Annotated in this window: 18 protein-coding genes; 10 read left to right on the forward strand and 8 right to left on the reverse strand. The window is 69.7% G+C overall.

The window, feature by feature from the left end; translation table 11 throughout:
- Positions 1 to 88: 88 nt before the first annotated feature.
- Positions 89 to 1228 (reverse strand): fatty acid biosynthesis transcriptional regulator FasR, encoded by a 1140-nt coding sequence (fasR, locus tag AC07DI_RS20270; protein ID WP_478905559.1) that lies wholly within the window; start codon positions 1226 to 1228, stop codon positions 89 to 91.
- Between the two features lie 172 nt (positions 1229 to 1400).
- Between fasR and AC07DI_RS20275 the strand changes: the two genes are divergently transcribed.
- Complete coding sequence (locus AC07DI_RS20275) at positions 1401 to 2063, forward strand: pirin family protein (RefSeq protein ID WP_478905472.1); 663 nt, start codon at positions 1401 to 1403, stop codon at positions 2061 to 2063.
- 90 nt (positions 2064 to 2153) lie between these two features.
- On the opposite strand, the gene AC07DI_RS20280 is transcribed toward AC07DI_RS20275, so the two are convergent.
- Both AC07DI_RS20280 and AC07DI_RS20285 read right to left on the reverse strand, forming a co-directional pair.
- A complete protein-coding gene (locus tag AC07DI_RS20280) occupies positions 2154 to 2975 on the reverse strand; it encodes a serine hydrolase domain-containing protein (RefSeq protein ID WP_478905473.1) in 822 nt (273 codons plus the stop codon).
- Between the two features lie 20 nt (positions 2976 to 2995).
- Positions 2996 to 3478 carry a GNAT family N-acetyltransferase gene (locus AC07DI_RS20285; RefSeq protein ID WP_478905474.1) on the reverse strand — a complete coding sequence of 161 codons (483 nt, stop codon included), beginning with the start codon at positions 3476 to 3478 and terminating at the stop codon, positions 2996 to 2998.
- A gap of 94 nt (positions 3479 to 3572) precedes the next feature.
- Between AC07DI_RS20285 and AC07DI_RS20290 the strand changes: the two genes are divergently transcribed.
- Positions 3573 to 4037, forward strand: coding sequence for a MerR family transcriptional regulator (locus tag AC07DI_RS20290; RefSeq protein ID WP_478905475.1), 465 nt, complete (start codon positions 3573 to 3575; stop codon positions 4035 to 4037).
- Positions 4038 to 4085: 48 nt separating this feature from the next.
- On the opposite strand, the gene AC07DI_RS20295 is transcribed toward AC07DI_RS20290, so the two are convergent.
- From AC07DI_RS20295 to AC07DI_RS20305, 3 genes are all read right to left on the reverse strand, one after another.
- The gene (locus tag AC07DI_RS20295) at positions 4086 to 4967 is read right to left on the reverse strand and encodes a DUF4429 domain-containing protein (RefSeq protein WP_384259669.1); all 882 of its coding nucleotides are present in this window, start codon (positions 4965 to 4967) and stop codon (positions 4086 to 4088) included.
- 75 nt (positions 4968 to 5042) lie between these two features.
- On the reverse strand, positions 5043 to 6254 hold the full coding sequence (locus AC07DI_RS20300; RefSeq protein WP_478905476.1) for an alpha/beta hydrolase: 1212 nt from the start codon (positions 6252 to 6254) through the stop codon (positions 5043 to 5045).
- 179 nt (positions 6255 to 6433) lie between these two features.
- Positions 6434 to 7171, reverse strand: coding sequence for a TetR family transcriptional regulator (locus AC07DI_RS20305; RefSeq protein ID WP_478905560.1), 738 nt, complete (start codon positions 7169 to 7171; stop codon positions 6434 to 6436).
- A gap of 134 nt (positions 7172 to 7305) precedes the next feature.
- Between AC07DI_RS20305 and AC07DI_RS20310 the strand changes: the two genes are divergently transcribed.
- On the forward strand, positions 7306 to 8916 hold the full coding sequence (locus AC07DI_RS20310; RefSeq protein ID WP_478905477.1) for an MFS transporter: 1611 nt from the start codon (positions 7306 to 7308) through the stop codon (positions 8914 to 8916).
- Between the two features lie 229 nt (positions 8917 to 9145).
- The gene (locus AC07DI_RS20315; protein ID WP_478905478.1) at positions 9146 to 9520 is read left to right on the forward strand and encodes a peptidase inhibitor family I36 protein; all 375 of its coding nucleotides are present in this window, start codon (positions 9146 to 9148) and stop codon (positions 9518 to 9520) included.
- A 149-nt stretch (positions 9521 to 9669) separates the two neighbouring features.
- On the opposite strand, the gene aceE is transcribed toward AC07DI_RS20315, so the two are convergent.
- Positions 9670 to 12402, reverse strand: a complete 2733-nt coding sequence (gene aceE, locus AC07DI_RS20320) for a pyruvate dehydrogenase (acetyl-transferring), homodimeric type (RefSeq protein ID WP_478905480.1) — start codon at positions 12400 to 12402, stop codon at positions 9670 to 9672.
- A 367-nt stretch (positions 12403 to 12769) separates the two neighbouring features.
- Here aceE and AC07DI_RS20325 point away from each other — a divergent pair, with 367 nt between their 5' ends.
- The 6 genes from AC07DI_RS20325 (at position 12770) to AC07DI_RS20350 (ending at position 17454) form a co-directional block, all read left to right on the forward strand.
- A complete protein-coding gene (locus AC07DI_RS20325) occupies positions 12770 to 13201 on the forward strand; it encodes a DUF3052 domain-containing protein (protein WP_384259657.1) in 432 nt (143 codons plus the stop codon).
- 195 nt (positions 13202 to 13396) lie between these two features.
- Positions 13397 to 13864, forward strand: coding sequence for a peroxiredoxin (locus AC07DI_RS20330; protein WP_384259655.1), 468 nt, complete (start codon positions 13397 to 13399; stop codon positions 13862 to 13864).
- A 113-nt stretch (positions 13865 to 13977) separates the two neighbouring features.
- A complete protein-coding gene (locus tag AC07DI_RS20335; RefSeq protein WP_384259652.1) occupies positions 13978 to 14553 on the forward strand; it encodes a TerD family protein in 576 nt (191 codons plus the stop codon).
- Between the two features lie 173 nt (positions 14554 to 14726).
- A complete protein-coding gene (locus tag AC07DI_RS20340) occupies positions 14727 to 15302 on the forward strand; it encodes a TerD family protein (RefSeq protein WP_384259650.1) in 576 nt (191 codons plus the stop codon).
- 64 nt (positions 15303 to 15366) lie between these two features.
- Positions 15367 to 16509, forward strand: a complete 1143-nt coding sequence (locus AC07DI_RS20345; RefSeq protein WP_384259647.1) for a DUF475 domain-containing protein — start codon at positions 15367 to 15369, stop codon at positions 16507 to 16509.
- Positions 16510 to 16713: 204 nt separating this feature from the next.
- Entirely contained in the window at positions 16714 to 17454 is a 741-nt protein-coding gene (locus AC07DI_RS20350; protein ID WP_478905481.1) for a TerD family protein, read from the forward strand.
- Positions 17455 to 17497: 43 nt separating this feature from the next.
- Here AC07DI_RS20350 and AC07DI_RS20355 read toward each other — a convergent pair whose 3' ends face one another.
- On the reverse strand, positions 17498 to 18373 hold the full coding sequence (locus tag AC07DI_RS20355; RefSeq protein ID WP_478905482.1) for a TerD family protein: 876 nt from the start codon (positions 18371 to 18373) through the stop codon (positions 17498 to 17500).
- Between the last annotated feature and the right edge of the window lie 239 nt (positions 18374 to 18612).

Genomic DNA, 18612 nt, shown 5'->3' on the forward strand with positions numbered 1-18612 from the left:
CTTACACTCTCTCTTGTGGACGGTGGGGGCCGCCCGTGGGGACAGGGACGAAGAACGGCTGGGGGAATTGTAGGGGGCCGACAAAACCCTACGACTGAGGATCCGCGTCGGCCAGACGCCCCAGGATGAGCGCGATGCGCAGCGTGAAAGCGGAGCGCACATCGGAAGGTGACCAGCCGGTGACGTCAGTCACACGTCGGAGCCGGTAGCGCACGGTATTGGGATGGACGAAGAGCATCCGGGCCGCGCCTTCGAGGCTGCTCGCCTGCTCCAGATAGACGCTGAGCGTCTCCAGGAGCGCGGAGCCCGCCTCCTCCAGCGGTCTGTAGATCTCCTCCACCAACTGGACGCGGGCCGCCGGATCCCCCGCCATGGCGCGCTCCGGCAGCAGATCGTCCGCGAGGACGGGGCGCGGGGCGTCCTGCCAGGCGGCGCACGCCTTGAGGCCGGCGGCCGCGGCCTGTGCCGAGCGGGTCGCGGCGAGCAGGTCGGGGACGATCGGCCCGGCCACCACGGGCCCGGCCGCGTACGGCCCGATCAGCGACTTCGCCACGTGCAGCGGATTGTCGTTGCCGCCCGCGATGACGACCAGGCGGGTGCCGAGCACACCGGTGAGGACCTGGAGCTTCGCGTGCCGGGCGGCGCGGCGGATGGCCTCCACGGTGAGCTCGCTGTCGCCGTCGGGTGCGGTGCCGAGGACCACGCAGACGTGCTCGGGGGAGTTCCATCCGAGGGCGGCGGCGCGTGAGACGGCGCCCTCGTCGGCCTCCCCGGAAAGCACCGCGTTGACGACCAGCGACTCAAGGCGGGCGTCCCAGGCACCGCGTGCCTCGGCGGCCTGGGCGTACACCTGCGCGGTGGCGAAGGCGATCTCACGGGCGTAGACGAGGAGGGCCTCACGCAGCACCGACTCGTCGCCGGGCGCCGCGACCTCGTCGATCGCGGACTCCATCACCTCGATCGTCGTACGCACCATCTCCACCGTCTGGCGCAGGGTGATCGCCCTGGTCAGCTCGCGGGGGGCGGTGCCGAAGACGTCGGTGGAAATGGCCTGGGGCGCGTCCGGGCGCCGGAACCACTCGGTGAACGCGGCGATACCGGCCTGCGCGACCAGGCCGATCCAGGAGCGGTTCTCCGGCGGCATCGCCCGGTACCAGGACAGCGTCTCGTCCATCCGCGCGATGGCCTGCGCCGCCAGGCTCCCGGACGACTTCTCCAGGCGCTTCAGGGTCGCGGCGTGGGCGTGAGCGGTCCGGCGGGCGTCCCGACCGGGCTCCCGGTGGGGCTCCTGGGACTCCTGCGGGGTTTCGTTCGCTGAGGGTTCGGGCACGGGACAAGACTGCCTTATCGGGACGGGGACGTGCGGTGCCGGGGCCCGCACAGGCCCTACCGTGGGGTACGTGATTGATGTACGGCGCTCCGGCGACCGGTACCGCGGCGGGGAGAGCGCGGCCGGTATCGAGTCCTTCCACGCCCTGTCCTTCGGGCCGCACTACGACCCCGACAACCTCCGCTTCGGCGCGATCCTGGCCTGCAACGAAGAGCGTCTGGCGCCCGGCGCGGGCTTCGACGAACACCCGCACAGCCACACCGAGATCGTGACCTGGGTGATCGAGGGGGAGCTGACCCACCGCGACTCGACGGGCCACGAGTCGCTGGTCCGCCCCGGCGACGTACAGCACCTGTCCGCCGCGGGCGGCGTCCGCCACGTCGAACGCAACGACGGCCCGGCCCCTCTGGTCTTCGTCCAGATGTGGCTGGCCCCGCTCACCCCGGGCGGCGACCCCTCCTACGAGGTGGTCCGCGGCATCGCCGACTCGACCCCGTACGCGGTACCGGCCGCGGGCGCCCTGCTGCATGTACGACGCCCGGCGGCGGGCGAGCGCCTGGCACTCCCGGACGCACCGTACGTATACGTACACGTGGCAACCGGCGAACTGACCCTGGCCGACGACCGTTTGGGCCCGGGCGACTCGGCACGGATCACCGAGGAGACGAGCCCGCAAGGCCTGGCATCAGCCGACACGACACTGCTGATCTGGGAGATGACGAGCGCCCTTTGAGGGCGCAGTCAGGGGCGCGGGGAACTGCGCGACCAGCCGAAGGCGGCCCGCACCCGGCAAGCAACCGCCCCGCCACGGCGAGTGGCCGCCTCACCCACCCCCCTCGGAGAGCACCGCATCGGTGAACCCGGGCCACACCTCCACCGCCCACGGCCCGAAGGGCCGGTCCGTGAGCGCCACGCAGGCCATCCCCGCGTCCGGGTCGACCCACAGGAACGTGCCCGCCTGCCCGAAGTGCCCGAACGTCCGCGGCGAGGACGAACTTCCCGTCCAGTGCGGCGCCTTGGAGTCCCGGATCTCGAACCCGAGCCCCCAGTCGTTGGGGTTCTGATGCCCGTACCCCGGCAGTACACCCTTGAGGCCAGGGAACGTCACGGTCATCGCCGCGGCCACGGTCCGCGCGTCGAGCAGCCGCGGAGCCTGCACCTCCGCCGCGAACCGCACCAGGTCGTCGACGGTCGACACCCCGTCCTTGGCGGGCGAGAGGTCACCTTCGAGCGAGGTCGACGTCATCCCCAGCGGCACCAGGACCGCTTGCCGCAGGTACTCGTCGAAGGGAATGTCCGTCGCCTTCGCGATGTGGTCGCCCAGCACCTCGAACCCCGCGTTCGAGTACAGCCGCCGGGTGCCCGGCGCCGACGTCGTGCGGTGTTCGTCGAACGCGAGCCCGCTGGTGTGCGCGAGCAGGTGCCGGACCGTCGACCCCTCGGGCCCGGCGGGCTCGTCGAGCTCCACGGCCCCCTCCTCGTACGCGACGAGGGCCGCGTACGAGGCGAGGAGCTTGGTGACCGACGCGAGGGCGAAACGCCGGTCGGTCGGTCCATGGGTCCCGGCCACCGTGCCGTCCGCGCGGACGACGGCGGCGGCAGCGGTGGGGACCGGCCAGTTCTCGATCAACGCCAGGCTCTGCATGGCTCCGAGCCTAAGCGTTCCTACAGGTTCAGCCGCATCGAGGGGTCGGGCTTGCGGACGAAGCCGAGCGACGCGTAGAGCGGCTCCGCCTCCGGTGACGCGTTGAGGTCCACGCCTGCGACCCCGCGCTCGCGGAACCAGTCGAGCAGCGCCTCCATGGCCGCCCGCGCGTGCCCCTTGCGCCGCTGGTCCGGGTCGGTGGCGACGCTGAAGACGCAGCCGACCCGGCCGTGCGGATTGCCCGCCCGCCCGATCCGGTACTCGACCGTCCCCGCCACCAGCGCCGCGAGTCCGCCGAGCCGCTCCGGACGGTCGACGACGAACGCGGCGAAGTCTCCGTCGCTCTCCGCGAGCCTGCGCCGCAGGGTCGGCAGCGACTCGGCATGCCAACCGGTGTCGGACGGGCCCCCGGAGCGCGCGGTGAAGACCGAGTCGATCATCACCTGCCGCAGCCGTATCAGTTCCTCGGCATCCTCCGGCGTGGCACGGCGTACAAGGCTCATGCCCGGGACCGTAGCGACCAAGAGATGAGACGTCTCCCGCTTTTCACCGAATCCGGTTGCCTGGAGTGCACTCCAAGGTCATAGCGTGAGGGGCATGACGGTGATGGAGACCAGGACCGTGCAGGCCCGCCCCGCCAGCTGCGCCGGGGCGCCCGGCGCACACCCGAGCCCGAACGGGCAGGACCACTACACGATCAGCGAAGTCGCCGCCCACACCGGCCTGAGCGCCTACACGCTGCGGTGGTACGAGCGGATCGGCCTGATGCCGCACATCGACCGCTCCCACACGGGCCAGCGCCGCTACCGCAACCGCGACCTGGACTGGCTCGCCCTGGTCGGCAAGTTGCGTCTGACCGGGATGCCGGTGGCGGACATGGTCCGCTACGCGGAGCTGGTGCGCGCGGGCGAGCACACCTTCGGCGAGCGCCAGGAACTCCTGGAGCGGACCCGCCGCGACGTCCGCGACCGCATAGCCGAGCTGCAGGACACCCTCGCCGTCCTCGACTACAAGATCGAGGTCTACACGGACGCCGCCCGTAAGGCGCCGGAGCGGACCTGAGGTCTGAGAGCCTGTGTCCGACGCCTGGTGCCTGACGACTGACGCGTCTCAGAGCTCCGCGAGCAGCTCGGCCTTCTTCATCGTGAACTCGTCGTCCGTGAGCAGACCGGCCTGGTGCAGTTCCCCCAGGTGCCTGATCCGGTCCGCGATGTCCGCGGGATCGCGGCGCACGGACGGCGGCGCGGAGACGCTCGCGCCGACGCCGGCGGAGTTCAGGGCCGGGCCCGACGCCCGGACCGCGGCGAGCACCGACGCGGCGAACGGCAGCGACTCGTGGACCGGGCCGTAGCCGAGACCGAACACGACAGCCGCCGGATCCTGGTCGGCCTGCCCGGGCTGCGCGACGGGGCTGTCGCGGCGCAGCAGCCGGAGATGGCCCTCGAAGAGCTCCGGGGAGCGCCATTCGATGCCGCTCAGGTCGGTGACGAGGAAGCTCTGGTCCCCGGCCTTCCACTTCGCCGACGACGCGCCCGTCCAGAACCAGCGGAAGGACACCGTCTTGCCGTCGAAGGACGCCTTGCCGTCGTACGCCTTGAACTGCAGAGGAGCCTCGGGAGGGGCCACCAGGTAGCGGTCCGCGGGCTCGCCGTCGTCCGGGGGGAGCTGTGCCCGGAGCTCGTCCGCGTAGTACTCGGCGAGCGTCTCCCGTTCGGCGGGCAGCACGAGGCGGTAGGGGTCGCTGCCGTCCTTGAGCTGGCCCCCCGCCGCCTCCATCAGCGGATCGGCACCCGGCTTCGGCACGGCGTGCAGCACCACCGTCCCGCGTTTGCCGGGGGAGAGCGTCACCGCCGCGATCGCCTCAAGGGGGATGCGCCGTTCACCGAGGGCCTGGAAGAGCTTCGGCGTGCGCATTCCCCGTTCGAAGCGGATGAGCACGGAGTCGGACTGGAACTCCCAGGCGGCATGAAATCCGGCCAGTACGTCACCCATGCGGCTCATCGTAGGCGGCACGAGCGCCTCCGTCCCTCCTGCGGCGGGCCGCTGTTTCATCGATTTCTACGCGCGTCAGACCGCTGCCGCGCCGGAAAAACCCTTCCGGCAGGCGTCGTCCGCGCTCGCGCAGCGCACCGAGTCGTACGAACCGGTGCCGATTGCCGCGAAATTGCGCAGGCTCTCGGTGCCCGGCTCGAAATAGCCGGTGTGCCCCCGCGCACCGGCCGCGGACAGCACCCGCGCCCCGAAGCCCGCGGCCACCGGGTCGGCGCCGTGGCCGAGCCCGCCGAATTCCATGTTCGGCACATCCTGGATCCAGTCGTCGCCGTCCCGGGTGGCCCAGATCCGGGCACCCGTACCCAGCTGCGACGCCGAGTCGGCGTGCATGCCGGGACTGCCCGCCACCGCGATGTCGGTGACCCGGGCGGGCAGCTTCCGCGCGGCCACACCGCACACCACGGAGCCGTAGCTGTGGCAGTACAGCGCGACCGGAGTGCGGCCGGGCAGGCCGCGCACCATGGAGTCGAGGCGCTTGGACCCGTCCTCGGCGCGCATGGCCGTGGCCGCGTCCACCCCGATGCCGACGGGCGCGGTGTAGTCGGCCCAGGCGATCACGGCGGTACGCGTGTGGGGGCTCACCGAGCGCTCCGCGCGGTAGAGCGACTTCGCCATGCCCACCGGCGCCGAGTTCTTGCGGAACGTCCGCTCGAACGTCAGTACGTTGGTGTCGACTCCGGGCACGATGACGGATACGCGGCGCGCCTTGTCGAGGTCTCCGAAGACCTCGGCCATCCGGCCGGAGCCCATCGGATCGAAGGCGATGACCTGGCGTTCCGGGCGCATCATGACCCCGAACCGCTTCATCCTGCGCTCGGCCTCCTGCTGCCCCAGCGGGGAGAGGCGGTTGTCGTGCATGCGCTGCCGCTCGATCTTGCGGGCCTGCCCCAGGGCGATGCGGTTCGCGCGATAGCGCAGGGTGGCGGGCGCGCCGTTCATGTTGCCGACCGCGAGGGGGTAGCGGGCGGCGAGGCGGTCGCGCTGCCGCGCGTCGAGCGAGGCGAAGAAGCGGGCGAGCCGGGCGGCGGACGCGTCGGTGTCGGGCAGCGCCCGCCCGCCGATGCGCCCGTGCTCCCAGGCGGCGCGTGCGGCCACGAGAGGCGAGGCGTCGCCCTTGTTGTGGCGCACGGCGGTCCAGCCCGTGGTCGCCAGCATGACGAACACGACGGCGAGGGCGAGCAGGGCGCGCCAGGCGTTGAGTTGAGGGGAGGAGTCGAAGGAAGTCACTACGGAACACCCTAGGAGAACCGTGATGCCTACCGTGCATCGCGTGAGGCAGATCACGTTTCTTGACGGGTAATTGGGGCAAAGCGGGCGCATATTGAGTCATTAGGTCACACTCCGTAGACGACATTTGTGCATGCTGCGGCAGAAATGATCGTGACTCGGCGTGCGTGCGCCGCGGCTCAACGTGTGGACGCGTCCCGAGCGTTGGACGGTTCCGCCGCCTCGGGCCGGGGCCGGGGCGCGTGCCAGTCCTCCGCGAGGGCGGGCCCCAGGTGGTCGAGGTACTTCTCGGTGAGCTCCCTGATCGATTGCAGGCTGGCGTCCTCTCCGGTGCCCCACAGGCGCCCGGTGACCCGCATGACGCCGCTCAGGGCGGCCACCGCCACCCGGGGGCGCGGATCGCTGTCCAGGTCGAGCCCCTCGCGCTCGGCGATGACGCGGGCGACCTCCTCCTCCATCTCGATGGAGCGTCGCAGGTGTACGGCGAGCAGGGAGGGCGTCGACTCGATCATCCGGTAGGTGCGCATGTGGAGTTCGACCGGGACGACCTCCTCGATGGACTGGCCCATCGCCTCCCAGGCGCCGAGGACGGCGCCGCGCAGGGCCGTCAGCGGGGCCTCGTGGGCCGGTCGGTCGCGCACCGCCCGGACGAACCGCGCCTCCACCATCTCCTGGACCGCGAAGGCGGCCTCCTGCTTGTTGGCGAAGTACCGGAAGAACGTGCGCTGGGAGACGTCGACGGCCTCGGCGATCTCGTCGACGGTCGTCTCCTCGTACCCCTGGGTCGTGAAGAGTTCGAGTGCCACGCGCAGCAGGGCGTTCCGGGTGCGCTGCTTCTTGCGCTCGCGCAGTCCCGGTCTCGGGGGTCCGGCGGACGCGTCCGGGGCCTCAAGGTGTGCCGCCGGGGTGTCCGTCACTCGCTGCGTGGTCTTCACGCCATGGCCCTCTTCCCTGCCGTTTTCCCAGTTCACCTTACCGGTGAGCCACTTGACAGTGACCGACTAGTGAAATTGTTTGTCAACTGTCAGCCGCTGTCACTAACCTCGAACGCATGACTAGTCAGACCACCGTCGACAAGGCGGACGAGGCACCGGAGCCCGGGCCCGCTCCGGCCCCTGCCGAGGGACTCCGCGGCCACCCCTGGCTGACGCTCTTCGCCGTCGCGATCGGCGTGATGATGGTCGCCCTTGACGGCACCATCGTGGCGATAGCCAACCCGGCCATCCAGAAGGACCTCGGCGCCACCTTCGCCGAGGTGCAGTGGATCACCAACGGGTACTTCCTGGCGCTGGCCGTCGCGCTGATCACCGCGGGCAAGCTCGGTGACCGCTTCGGGCACCGGCAGACCTTCCTCATAGGCGTGGTCGGCTTCGCCGCCGCCTCGGGCGCCATCGGCCTCTCGGACACCATCCCCCTGGTGGTCGCCTTCCGCGTGCTCCAGGGCCTGTTCGGTGCCCTCCTCATGCCCGCCGCGCTCGGCCTGCTGCGCGCCACGTTCCCGGCCGAGAAGCTCAACATGGCCATCGGCATCTGGGGCATGGTGATCGGCGCCTCCACGGCAGGCGGTCCGATCCTCGGCGGCCTCCTCGTCCAGCACGTCAGCTGGCAGTCCGTCTTCTTCATCAACGTGCCGGTCGGTGTCATCGCCGTTGTGCTCGGCCTGGTCATCCTCAAGGACCACCGCGCCGAGAACGCGCCGAAGTCCTTCGACGTCCTCGGCATCGCGCTGCTCTCGGCGGCCATGTTCTGTTTGGTCTGGGCCCTCATCAAGGCCCCGGAGTGGGGCTGGGGCTCCGGCATGACCTGGACGTTCATCGGCGCCTCCGTACTGAGCTTCGTGCTCTTCGCGGCGTGGGAGACGAAGGTCAAGGAACCACTCATTCCGCTGGCCCTGTTCCGCTCCGTGCCGCTCTCCGCGGGCGTGGTCCTGATGGTGCTCATGGCCATCGCCTTCATGGGTGGCCTCTTCTTCGTCACCTTCTACCTGCAGAACGTGCACGGGATGAGCCCCGTGGACAGCGGTCTGCACCTGCTGCCGCTCACCGGCATGATGATCGTCGGCTCGCCGCTGGCGGGCGCCATGATCACCAAGGTGGGGCCGCGCATTCCGCTGGCGGGCGGCATGCTGTGCACCGCCGTCGCCATGTACGGCATGTCCACGCTGGAGGCGGGCACGGGCAGCGGCCTCATGTCGCTCTGGTTCGCGCTCCTCGGCCTCGGCCTCGCGCCGGTGATGGTCGGCGCCACCGAGGTCATCGTGGGCAACGCGCCGATGGAGCTCTCCGGCGTCGCCGGCGGTCTCCAGCAGGCCGCGATGCAGATCGGCGGCAGCCTCGGCACGGCCGTGCTCGGCGCCGTCATGGCGTCGAAGGTCGACAGCGACCTGCCCGGCAACTGGACCGCGGCCAAGCTCCCGCCGCTCAGCGAGGCCCAGCTCGACAAGGCCGCGGAGGCCGTCCAGGTCGGCGTGGCGCCCGTCCCGCCGAAGGCCCCGGCACCGGTCGCCGACCAGATCACCTCGGTCGCGCACGAGACCTTCATGTCGGGCATGGGCCTGGCCTGCCTGGTCGCCACCGGAGTCGCCGCGGTCGCCGTCTTCGTCGCGTTCCTGACGAAGCGGGGCGTCAACGCCGAGGCGGGCGCGGGCGTGGGCCACATCTGACACGTCCGGCACGCGGCACGTCCGGCACGCGGTACGTCCGGCACGCGACAGGAGTGAGCTGTCAGGGAAAGCCCCTCAGGGACAATCTGGGGGGCTTTCGCCTATCAGGGTGACGCACCTTCGCACCCCTTCCGACGGCCCGGCCCGCGGGTCCACAGTTCGGAGAGAAGATCCGCGGTGCGCAGCGAGGACCTGCGCAACCGCGCCACATCACACGGGGGTTGAAGAGATGCGTACGACCATGCCCACGACCGTCCTGGCAGCCGCACTGGCCGCGGTCATCCTCACGCCCGCACACGCCGGGGCCGCCGCACCGCCCACGCTCGGCGGCTGCGGGCCGGGCGAGCTCTGCCTGTGGGAGCGGGCGGAGTTCCACGGCACTCGTCAGGTGTACGAGCTGGCGGGGATCGACATCGAGAGCTGCGTCGCGCTGCCGGAGGGGGGCAGCGCGCAGGCTCTCGCCAACCGCACGGGACGGCCGGTCACCGCGTACCAATCGGCGGAGTGCGCCGAGACCGGTGAGTTCAACACCTATCCGGGCAGCGGCACCTGGGCGCCCCGAACCCCGTATCGCGTACGGGCGTTCAAGGTCTGGGAGAGGTGAACCGGGGTACTCGTGACGGCACACCACGCGCAAGAGCCCCGGCTCACGCGGCCGTACGTGGTCGCGGAGCCGGCCGGATCGCGCGGGGTCGGGAATTGATGCCGAAGGGCGACGGGCCACCGGCCCGCCGCCCTCCGGAATCGCTCGAGCTACGCGTCGCCGCCGGCCGCACCCGGGTCGGCAGCCGTGACGTCGAGGAGCTGGTAGCGGTCGATCGCCTGCTTCAGGACGGAGCGGTCGACCTTGCCCTCACGCGCCAGCTCGGTCAGCACGCCGACCACGATCGACTGCGCGTCGATGTGGAAGAAGCGACGGGCCGCGCCGCGCGTGTCGGCGAAACCGAAGCCGTCCGCGCCCAGCGACTGGTACGTGCCGGGCACCCAGCGGGAGATCTGGTCGGGGACGCTCCGCATCCAGTCGGAGACGGCCACGAACGGGCCCTCGGCGCCGGACAGCTTCCGCGTGACGTACGGGACGCGCTGCTCCTCCTCGGGGTGCAGGAGGTTGTGGCGCTCCACCTCGACCGCCTCGCGGCGCAGCTCGTTCCAGGAGGTCGCCGACCAGACGTCCGCCTTGACGTTCCACTCCGCGGCGAGGATCTGCTGCGCCTCGACCGCCCACGGCACCGCGACGCCGGAGGCGAGGATCTGGGCCGGGATGGCGCCCTGCGTACCGGGCTTGACGCGGTGGATGCCCTTGAGGATGCCCTCGACGTCGGCGTCGGCGGGCTCGGCCGGGTGCTGGATCGGCTCGTTGTAGACGGTGAGGTAGTAGAAGACGTCCTCACTGTCGGGGCCGTACATCCGGCGCAGACCGTCCCTGACGATGTGTGCGATCTCGTACCCGTACGCCGGGTCGTAGGCGACACAGGCCGGGTTCGTCGACGCGAGCAGCTGCGAGTGGCCGTCCGCGTGCTGCAGGCCCTCGCCGGTCAGCGTCGTGCGGCCGGCGGTCGCGCCGAGGACGAAGCCGCGGGCGAGCTGGTCGGCCATCTGCCAGAACTGGTCGCCGGTGCGCTGGAAACCGAACATCGAGTAGAAGACGTAGACCGGGATCAGCGGCTCGCCGTGGGTGGCGTAGGCCGAACCGGCGGCGATGAGGGACGCCGTGCAGCCCGCCTCGGAGATGCCGTCGTGCAGCATCTGGCCCGTCGGCGACTCCTTGTAGGCGAGGAGGAGTTCGCGGTCCACGGACTCGTACTGCTGGCCGAGCGGGTTGTAGATCTTCGCGCTCGGGAAGAACGCGTCCATGCCGAAGGTGCGGTACTCGTCGGGGGCGATCAGCACGAAGCGCTTGCCGATCTCCTTGTCCCGCATGAGGTCCTTCAGGATGCGGACGAACGCCATGGTGGTGGCGATCGACTGCTGCCCCGAACCCTTCTTCGCGGCCGCGTACGCCTTGTCCTCGGGCAGCGGCAGCGGCTTGGCGCGCACCACACGGGTCGGGACATAGCCGCCCAGGCTCCTGCGGCGGTCGTGCATGTACTGGATCTCTTCGGAGTCGCGGCCCGGGTGGTAGTACGGCGGGGCGCCCTCCTCGAGCTGCTTGTCCGTGATCGGGATGTGCAGCCGGTCGCGGAAGCCCTTGAGGTCGTCGACCGTCAGCTTCTTCATCTGGTGCGTGGCGTTGCGGCCCTCGAAGTTCGGGCCGAGCGTCCAGCCCTTGACCGTCTGGGCGAGGATCACCGTCGGCTGGCCCTTGTGGGCCTTGGCCGCCGAGAACGCCGCGAAGATCTTCTTGTGGTCGTGACCGCCGCGGCCCAGGTGCAAAATCTGGTCGTCGGTCATGTTCTCGACCATGGCGCGCAGCCGCTGGTCCTCGCCGAAGAAGTGGTCGCGGATGTAGGCGCCGGTCTCGGTGGCGTACGTCTGGAACTGGCCGTCGGGCGTCGTGTTCAGCTTGTTGACCAGGATGCCGTCGCGGTCCTGGGCGAGCAGCGGGTCCCAGCTGCGGTCCCAGACCAGCTTGATGACGTTCCATCCGGCGCCGCGGAACTGCGACTCCAGCTCCTGGATGATCTTGCCGTTGCCGCGCACCGGGCCGTCCAGGCGCTGCAGGTTGCAGTTGACGACGAAGGTGAGGTTGTCCAGGCCCTCGCGGGCGGCGATGGAGAGCTGGCCGAGCGACTCGGGCTCGTCCATCTCGCCGTCGCCGAGGAACGCCCAGACGTGCGACTTGGAGGTGTCGGCGATGGACCGCGCCTCCATGTAGCGGTTCATCCGCGCCTGGAAGATCGCGCCGAGCGGGCCGAGGCCCATGGAGACCGTCGGGAACTCCCAGAAGTCCGGCATCAGGCGCGGGTGGGGGTAGGACGAGAGCCCGTTGGGTGCCTTGGACTTCTCCTGCCGGAACGCGTCGAGCTGCGGCTCGGAGAGCCGGTCGAGGAGGAAGGCGCGGGCGTAGATGCCGGGGGAGGCGTGCCCCTGGAAGAAGATCTGGTCGCCGCCGTCGCCCTCGTCCTTGCCGCGGAAGAAGTGGTTGAAGCCCACGTCGTAGAGCGAGGCGGAGGAGGCGAAGGTGGCGATGTGGCCGCCGACGCCGATCCCGGGGCGCTGGGCGCGGGAGACCATCACCGCGGCGTTCCAGCGGGTGGCGTTCAGGACCTTGCGTTCGATCTCCTCGTTGCCGGGGAAGAACGGCTCGTCCTTGGTGGCGATGGTGTTGACGTAGTCCGTACTGCGCATCTCGGGCACGGCGACGCGCTTCTCGCGCGCGCGTTCGATCAGTCGGAGCATCAGGTAACGGGCCCGCTCGCGTCCGCGTTCATCGACCGCGGCGTCAAGGGAGTCGAGCCACTCCTGGGTCTCTTCGGGATCGAAGTCCGGGACCTGACTCGGCAGGCCGCCAATGATGATCGGGTTGCGATCGGATCCGGAAGCCACGCTGTTCCTTCGCTGTCGGGGCTCTCGCCTGGGTTTGCCTGGCCGTGCACCGCTCCCCATCGTGTACCGCGTGCACACGTTCGTCATGTCTACCGAGAGGTAACCGAGACGTTCATCCGCCGTCCCTGGGGTAGGCTCGGCCCAAATCGCAACGATACGCCCATCCTGTCTAACCGCTTCGCAGAGCCGTTCGGCCTCGCACGGATGTGGCGACAGTTGCGGCGACACGGTCGGGAACGTCACCGTTTCGGCGGTCTCGGCGGCCGGGTACTTGCGCGATCGGTCCCGCCCGTGTGGACTACGGCCAACGCCCCGCGCACGCGCGTGGCTGACAGGCATTCCCAAAAACATGATCAGGAGGCAATCCGTGAGCGCGACCGCGGACCACGCGGAGACGAACCTTGCCGTAAGGCTTGGTTTCCAGCCCGACCAGGTGGTCCAGGAGATCGGCTACGACGACGACGTCGACCAGGAGCTCCGCGAGGCCATCGAGGAGGCCACTGGCACAGAGCTCGTCGACGAGGACTACGACGACGTGGCTGACGCCGTGGTGCTCTGGTTCCGTGATGACGACGGTGACCTGACTGATGCGTTGGTGGATGCCATCGCGTACATGGAGGAGGGCGGCCAGATCCTGCTGCTGACTCCGAAGACCGGTCGTGACGGTTACGTCGAGCCGAGCGAGATCGGCGAGGCGGCCACCACCGCGGGCCTGTCCCAGACCAAGAGCATCAACGCCGGCAAGGACTGGAGCGGCACCCGCCTGGTCACGCCCAAGGCGGCCGCCAAGAAGCGCTAGGCCTCCGCGGCCACAAGAGAAGCGCCGGGCCCGCACGGCCCCAGCGGCAAGAGCCGGAGAACCACCGTGAGGCCCCCGCCGACACATCCGTCGGCGGGGGCCTCACGCACGCGTACGGCGTAGATCGCCGGACGTAGGGTGGACATCACCCGAACAGCCCCGCCCGAAGGGGCCCCGTCGAAGGGATGTGTACTCATGGCGCTCGCTGGAATCGCGACCGGCACCAAGGCCCCGGAATTCGAGCTGAAGGACAACCACGGCCGGACCGTGCGGCTCTCCGACTTCCGCGGCGAGAAGAACGTGGTGCTGCTGTTCTATCCGTTCGCGTTCACCGGCGTGTGCACCGGCGAGCTCTGCGCGCTCCGCGACGAGCTGCCGAAGTTCGTCAACGATGACACCCAGCTGCTCGCCGTCTCCAACGACTCCATCCACACGCTGCGCGTCTTCGCCGAGCAGGAGGGCCTGGAGTACCCGCTGGTCTCCGACTTCTGGCCGCACGGCGAGGTCAGCCGCGCGTACGGCGTCTTCGACGAGGAGAAGGGCTGCGCGGTGCGCGGCACCTTCATCATCGACAAGGAGGGCGTGGTGCGCTGGAGCGTCGTCAACGGCCTGCCGGACGCCCGCGACCTGAACGAGTACGTCGAGGCGCTCGAAACGCTCTGACGCGCGCCCGATTCACCTCGCGGGCGGGAACCGGTCACTAGGATCCACACGTTGATCCGATGGCAACGCAACGCTTGGGGCTCCCCGCCCCTGGACACCAATTGGGAGGACTCGTGGGAGTCAGCCTCAGCAAGGGCGGCAACGTATCGCTGAGCAAGGAGGCGCCGGGCCTGACCGCAGTCCTGGTCGGCCTCGGATGGGACGTCCGCACCACCACAGGTACGGACTTCGACCTCGACGCCAGCGCGATCCTGACGAACGCGGAGGGCAAGGTCAGCAATGACAGCAACTTCGTGTTCTTCAACAACCTGAAGAGCCCCGACGGCTCCGTCGAGCACACCGGTGACAACACCACCGGTGAGGGCGAGGGCGACGACGAGGCGATCAAGGTCGACCTGGCCGCGGTCCCCGCCGACGTGGAGAAGATCGTCTTCCCGGTCTCCATCTACGACGCCGAGAACCGCCAGCAGTCGTTCGGCCAGGTCCGCAACGCGTTCATCCGCGTCGTGAACCAGGCGGGCGGCGCCGAGATCGCCCGGTACGACCTCTCCGAGGACGCCTCGACGGAGACCGCCATGGTCTTCGGCGAGCTGTACCGCCACGGCGCCGAGTGGAAGTTCCGCGCGGTCGGCCAGGGCTACGCCTCGGGCCTGCGCGGCATCGCGCAGGACTTCGGCGTCAACGTCTGAGCCGAGCCGCACCCCGCGCTCCGTCGTCCGGCGCCGCACCCACACGAGTGCGGCGCCGGACGCGCTCAGCGCCCCACGTCCCCACCACGCCTCATGTCCCCACCACCACGGGGACCCGCGCCTCCGCCACCGCGGAAGCGTCAGCTCTCGTCACCTCGGGGAGGATCATCACCATGGGCGTCACACTCGCCAAGGGAGGCAACGTCTCCCTCTCCAAGGCCGCACCCAATCTCACCCAGGTCCTCGTAGGCCTCGGCTGGGACGCGCGCTCCACCACCGGCGCCCCCTTCGACCTCGACGCCAGCGCACTGCTGTGCAACGCGGGCCGGGTCCTCGGCGACGAGTGGTTCATCTTCTACAACAACCTCAAGAGCCCCGACGGCTCCGTCGAGCACACCGGTGACAACCTCACGGGTGAGGGCGACGGCGACGACGAGTCGGTCCTGATCGACCTCTCCAAGGTGCCCGCCGGCTGCGACAAGATCGTCTTTCCCGTCTCGATCCACGAGGCGGACAACCGGGGCCAGACGTTCGGCCAGGTCAGCAACGCGTTCATCCGCGTCGTGAACCAGGCGGACGGCCAGGAACTCGCCCGCTACGACCTCAGCGAGGACGCCTCGTCGGAGACCGCGATGATCTTCGGCGAGGTCTACAGGTACGGCGGCGAGTGGAAGTTCCGTGCGGTCGGACAGGGGTATGCGTCAGGCCTGCGCGGCATCGCTCTAGACTTCGGGGTCAACGTTTCGTAAAGCCGGGGACCGGCGCGGGGGAGACCGCTAATCGGGAGCCCGTACATACACGATTGGGTAGCCAGTGCTTCTGAAAACCTTCGGCTGGTCGTTCGCGGTCACCGCGCTCGGCCTGGTGGCCGCGGTGCTCTACGGGGGGTGGACAGGCTTCGGCATCGTGGCGATCCTGTCCATCCTCGAGATCTCGGTGTCCTTCGACAACGCGGTGGTCAACGCCGGAATCCTGAAGAAGATGAATGCCTTCTGGCAGAAGATCTTCCTCACCGTCGGCGTGCTGATCGCCGTCTTCGGCATGCGGCTCGTCTTCCCCGTCGTGATCGTCGCCATCAGCGCCAAGATCGGTCCGATCGAGGCCGTCCGCCTCGCCTTCAACGAGAAGGACCACTACCAGCAGCTGGTGACCGACGCCCACCCGTCGATCGCCGCCTTCGGTGGCATGTTCCTGCTGATGATCTTCCTCGACTTCATCTTCGAGGACCGGGACATCAAGTGGCTGGGCTGGCTCGAGCGCCCGCTCGCCAAGCTCGGCAAGGTCGACATGCTGTCGGTCTGCATCGCGCTCATCGTGCTCCTGGTCTCCGCGATGACCTTCGCCACCCACGCCCACCAGCACGGCGGCAATCACGTGGACAAGGCGCAGACGGTCCTCATCGCCGGTATCGCCGGTCTGATCACCTACCTCGTGGTCGGCGGACTCTCCGGCTACTTCGAGAACAAGCTGGAGGAGAGCGAGGAGCGCGAGCACGAGGAGGAGGAAGAGGCCAAGCGGTCCGGGAAAAAGGTTCCCGCCGTCGTCATGGCCGGCAAGGCCGCGTTCTTCATGTTCCTCTACCTCGAGGTCCTTGACGCGTCGTTCTCCTTCGACGGCGTGATCGGCGCCTTCGCGATCACGAACGACATCGTCCTGATGGCGCTCGGCCTCGGCATCGGCGCCATGTACGTCCGGTCCCTCACCGTCTACCTGGTGCGCCAGGGCACTCTCGACGACTACGTCTACCTGGAGCACGGCGCGCACTACGCGATCGGCGCCCTCGCCGTGATCCTCCTGGTCACCATCCAGTACGAGATCCACGAGGTCATCACCGGCTCCGTCGGCGTCATCCTCATCGCCTGGTCCTTCGTCTCCTCGATCCTCCGCAACAAGCGCCTCGCGGCGGCCGAGGGGCAGGGTTCGGGTGAGAAGACCGAGGTCTCGTCCGGGGTCTGAGGCTGACTGATTCCCTCGCCGAGCTGTCCGATTCCGGTCCCCGGAGTGTGACGGCGGCCGGGGTGAGGAACGCTCTGTGCGGGGCGGCCGTCGAGGAGTAGTCCTCATGGCCGCCCCGTCGGTATTCGCGGCCGGCACCACCGGCCGCCGTAGCCGGGACCACCGGTGTGCGTACGCGGTACAAGAGCAGCACTTGGGGGCGGAATGTCCTTCTGGGACGGTCTGTGGCGTGGGCGTTCGATGGACTTCGAATCGGGCAGCGCCGCCACCAACTCCATCGAACTGACCAAACGGCACCCGACGGTCTCGCTCTCCAAGCAGGGCGCGGCCACGGGCAATCTGCGCGTCAACCTCTCCTGGCAGATGCGCACGTCCGACATCATCGGCAAGCCGGCCCGCAGCGGCGGCCTGCTGCGGCACCCGCTGAAGCTGTTCCAGCCCGACGTGGTGCAGGCGCACACGCAGGGCGTGGTCAACGTCGACCTGGACATCGGCTGCCTGTACGAGCTGACGGACGGCACCAAGGGGGTCGTCCAGCCGCTCGGCAGCTTCTTCGGGAGCCTCAACGCCCCGCCGTTCGTGAAGCTCAGCGGCGACGACCGGTTCGGCTCGCCGTCCGGGGAGACGATCTACATCAACCTGGACCACCGCGAGTCCATCAAGCGGCTCCTGGTCTTCGCCTACATCTACGACCAGACACCGGCCTTTGACCGTACGCACGCGAAGGTCACGCTCTACCCCAGCAACGGGCCGCGGATCGAGATCGACCTGGACGAGCGCCAGCCGCAGGCCCGCTCCTGCGCGGTGTTCACCGTCGAGAACGTCAAGGACGAGCTGATCGTGCGCCGAGAGGTGAAGTTCGTCTACGGATTCCAGGCCGAGCTCGACCGGCTCTACGGCTGGGGCCTGCAGTGGGGCCGCGGCTACAAGTCCAAGGTGGGCTGAGCACCCCGCCCCGAACGCCCTGCCCCGCCTCAGCGCCCCGCTCTCAGCGGGGCAGGAACTGCGGTCCCTGCGGGGGCAGCCGGAAGTTCGGGTCCGGCATCGGGGTCACCGGCTGCGGATAGCCGTACGACGGCTGGGCGACAGGCGCCGGCTGCGCGATGGGCGTGGGTTGGGTGGGCGCCGCCGGAGGGTAGCCGTAGGCGGGCTGGGGGGCCGGGTACCGGGGCGGCGCGGGCGGGTAGCCGTACGCGGGCTGCGGGGCCGGCTGCGGGGCGTGCTGGGCCGCGGAGGGCCGGGCCGCGGGCTGCTGCGGCACCGGCTGCTGGGGCGGCAGCGGGAAGGAGGCCGACGGCGAGGGCTCCGGAGCGGCGGAATCCGAGTCGTCGACGGAGATGCCGAAGTCGGAGGCGAGCCCCTCGAGGCCGTTGGAGTAGCCCTCGCCGAGCGCGCGGAACTTCCACCCCTCGCCGCGGCGGTAGAGCTCACCGCAGATCAGCGCGGTCTCCTCGCCGGTCTGCGGAGTGATGTCGAAGTAGGCGAGCGGCTCGCTCTCGGCGACGGCCGCGTCGTACAGCAGGATCCGCAGCGCGGGGACGTGTTCGAACGGGACGCCCTCCGCCGACGCGGCGAGCAGCACCCGGTCCACCGCCGGGTCCATGCCCGCCAGATCCGTCTGAATGGTGTCGGTGAGCCCCTCGGCGACCCGCTTCTTGCCGAGCCGCCAGACCTTGCCCGCGGGATGGCGCGGCTGGTTGTAGAAGACGAAGTCCTCGTCCGAGCGGACCCGGCCGTCGCCGCCGAGCAGCAGCGCCGACGCGTCGACGTCGGGGACGCCCTGCCCGGGGGTCCAGCGGAGCACGGCGCGGACGGCCGAGGCTTCGAGAGGGACGTTCGACCCCTTCAACATGGCGTGCGTCATGCGGTCATCCTGCCTTCCCCCGCACGGGTCGGACAACGCGGGGGGCCCAGCGTCCCGACCGTGTCATCAGGCTCCTGACCTGCGGGTGGTACGAGCGTGCGACGGTTGTGTGGTGAGCGTGTGCGACATGGCCGGGTTACCGGAAGTTCATGCCCGGAGGGAACCCCCGGCACCCCTCCCTACGTACTATTACCGGCCACATCCAAACGGTCCACGTCGACGACACAGGCGAGCGCAAG

Source organism: Streptomyces sp. NPDC044106 (genome assembly GCF_056433985.1).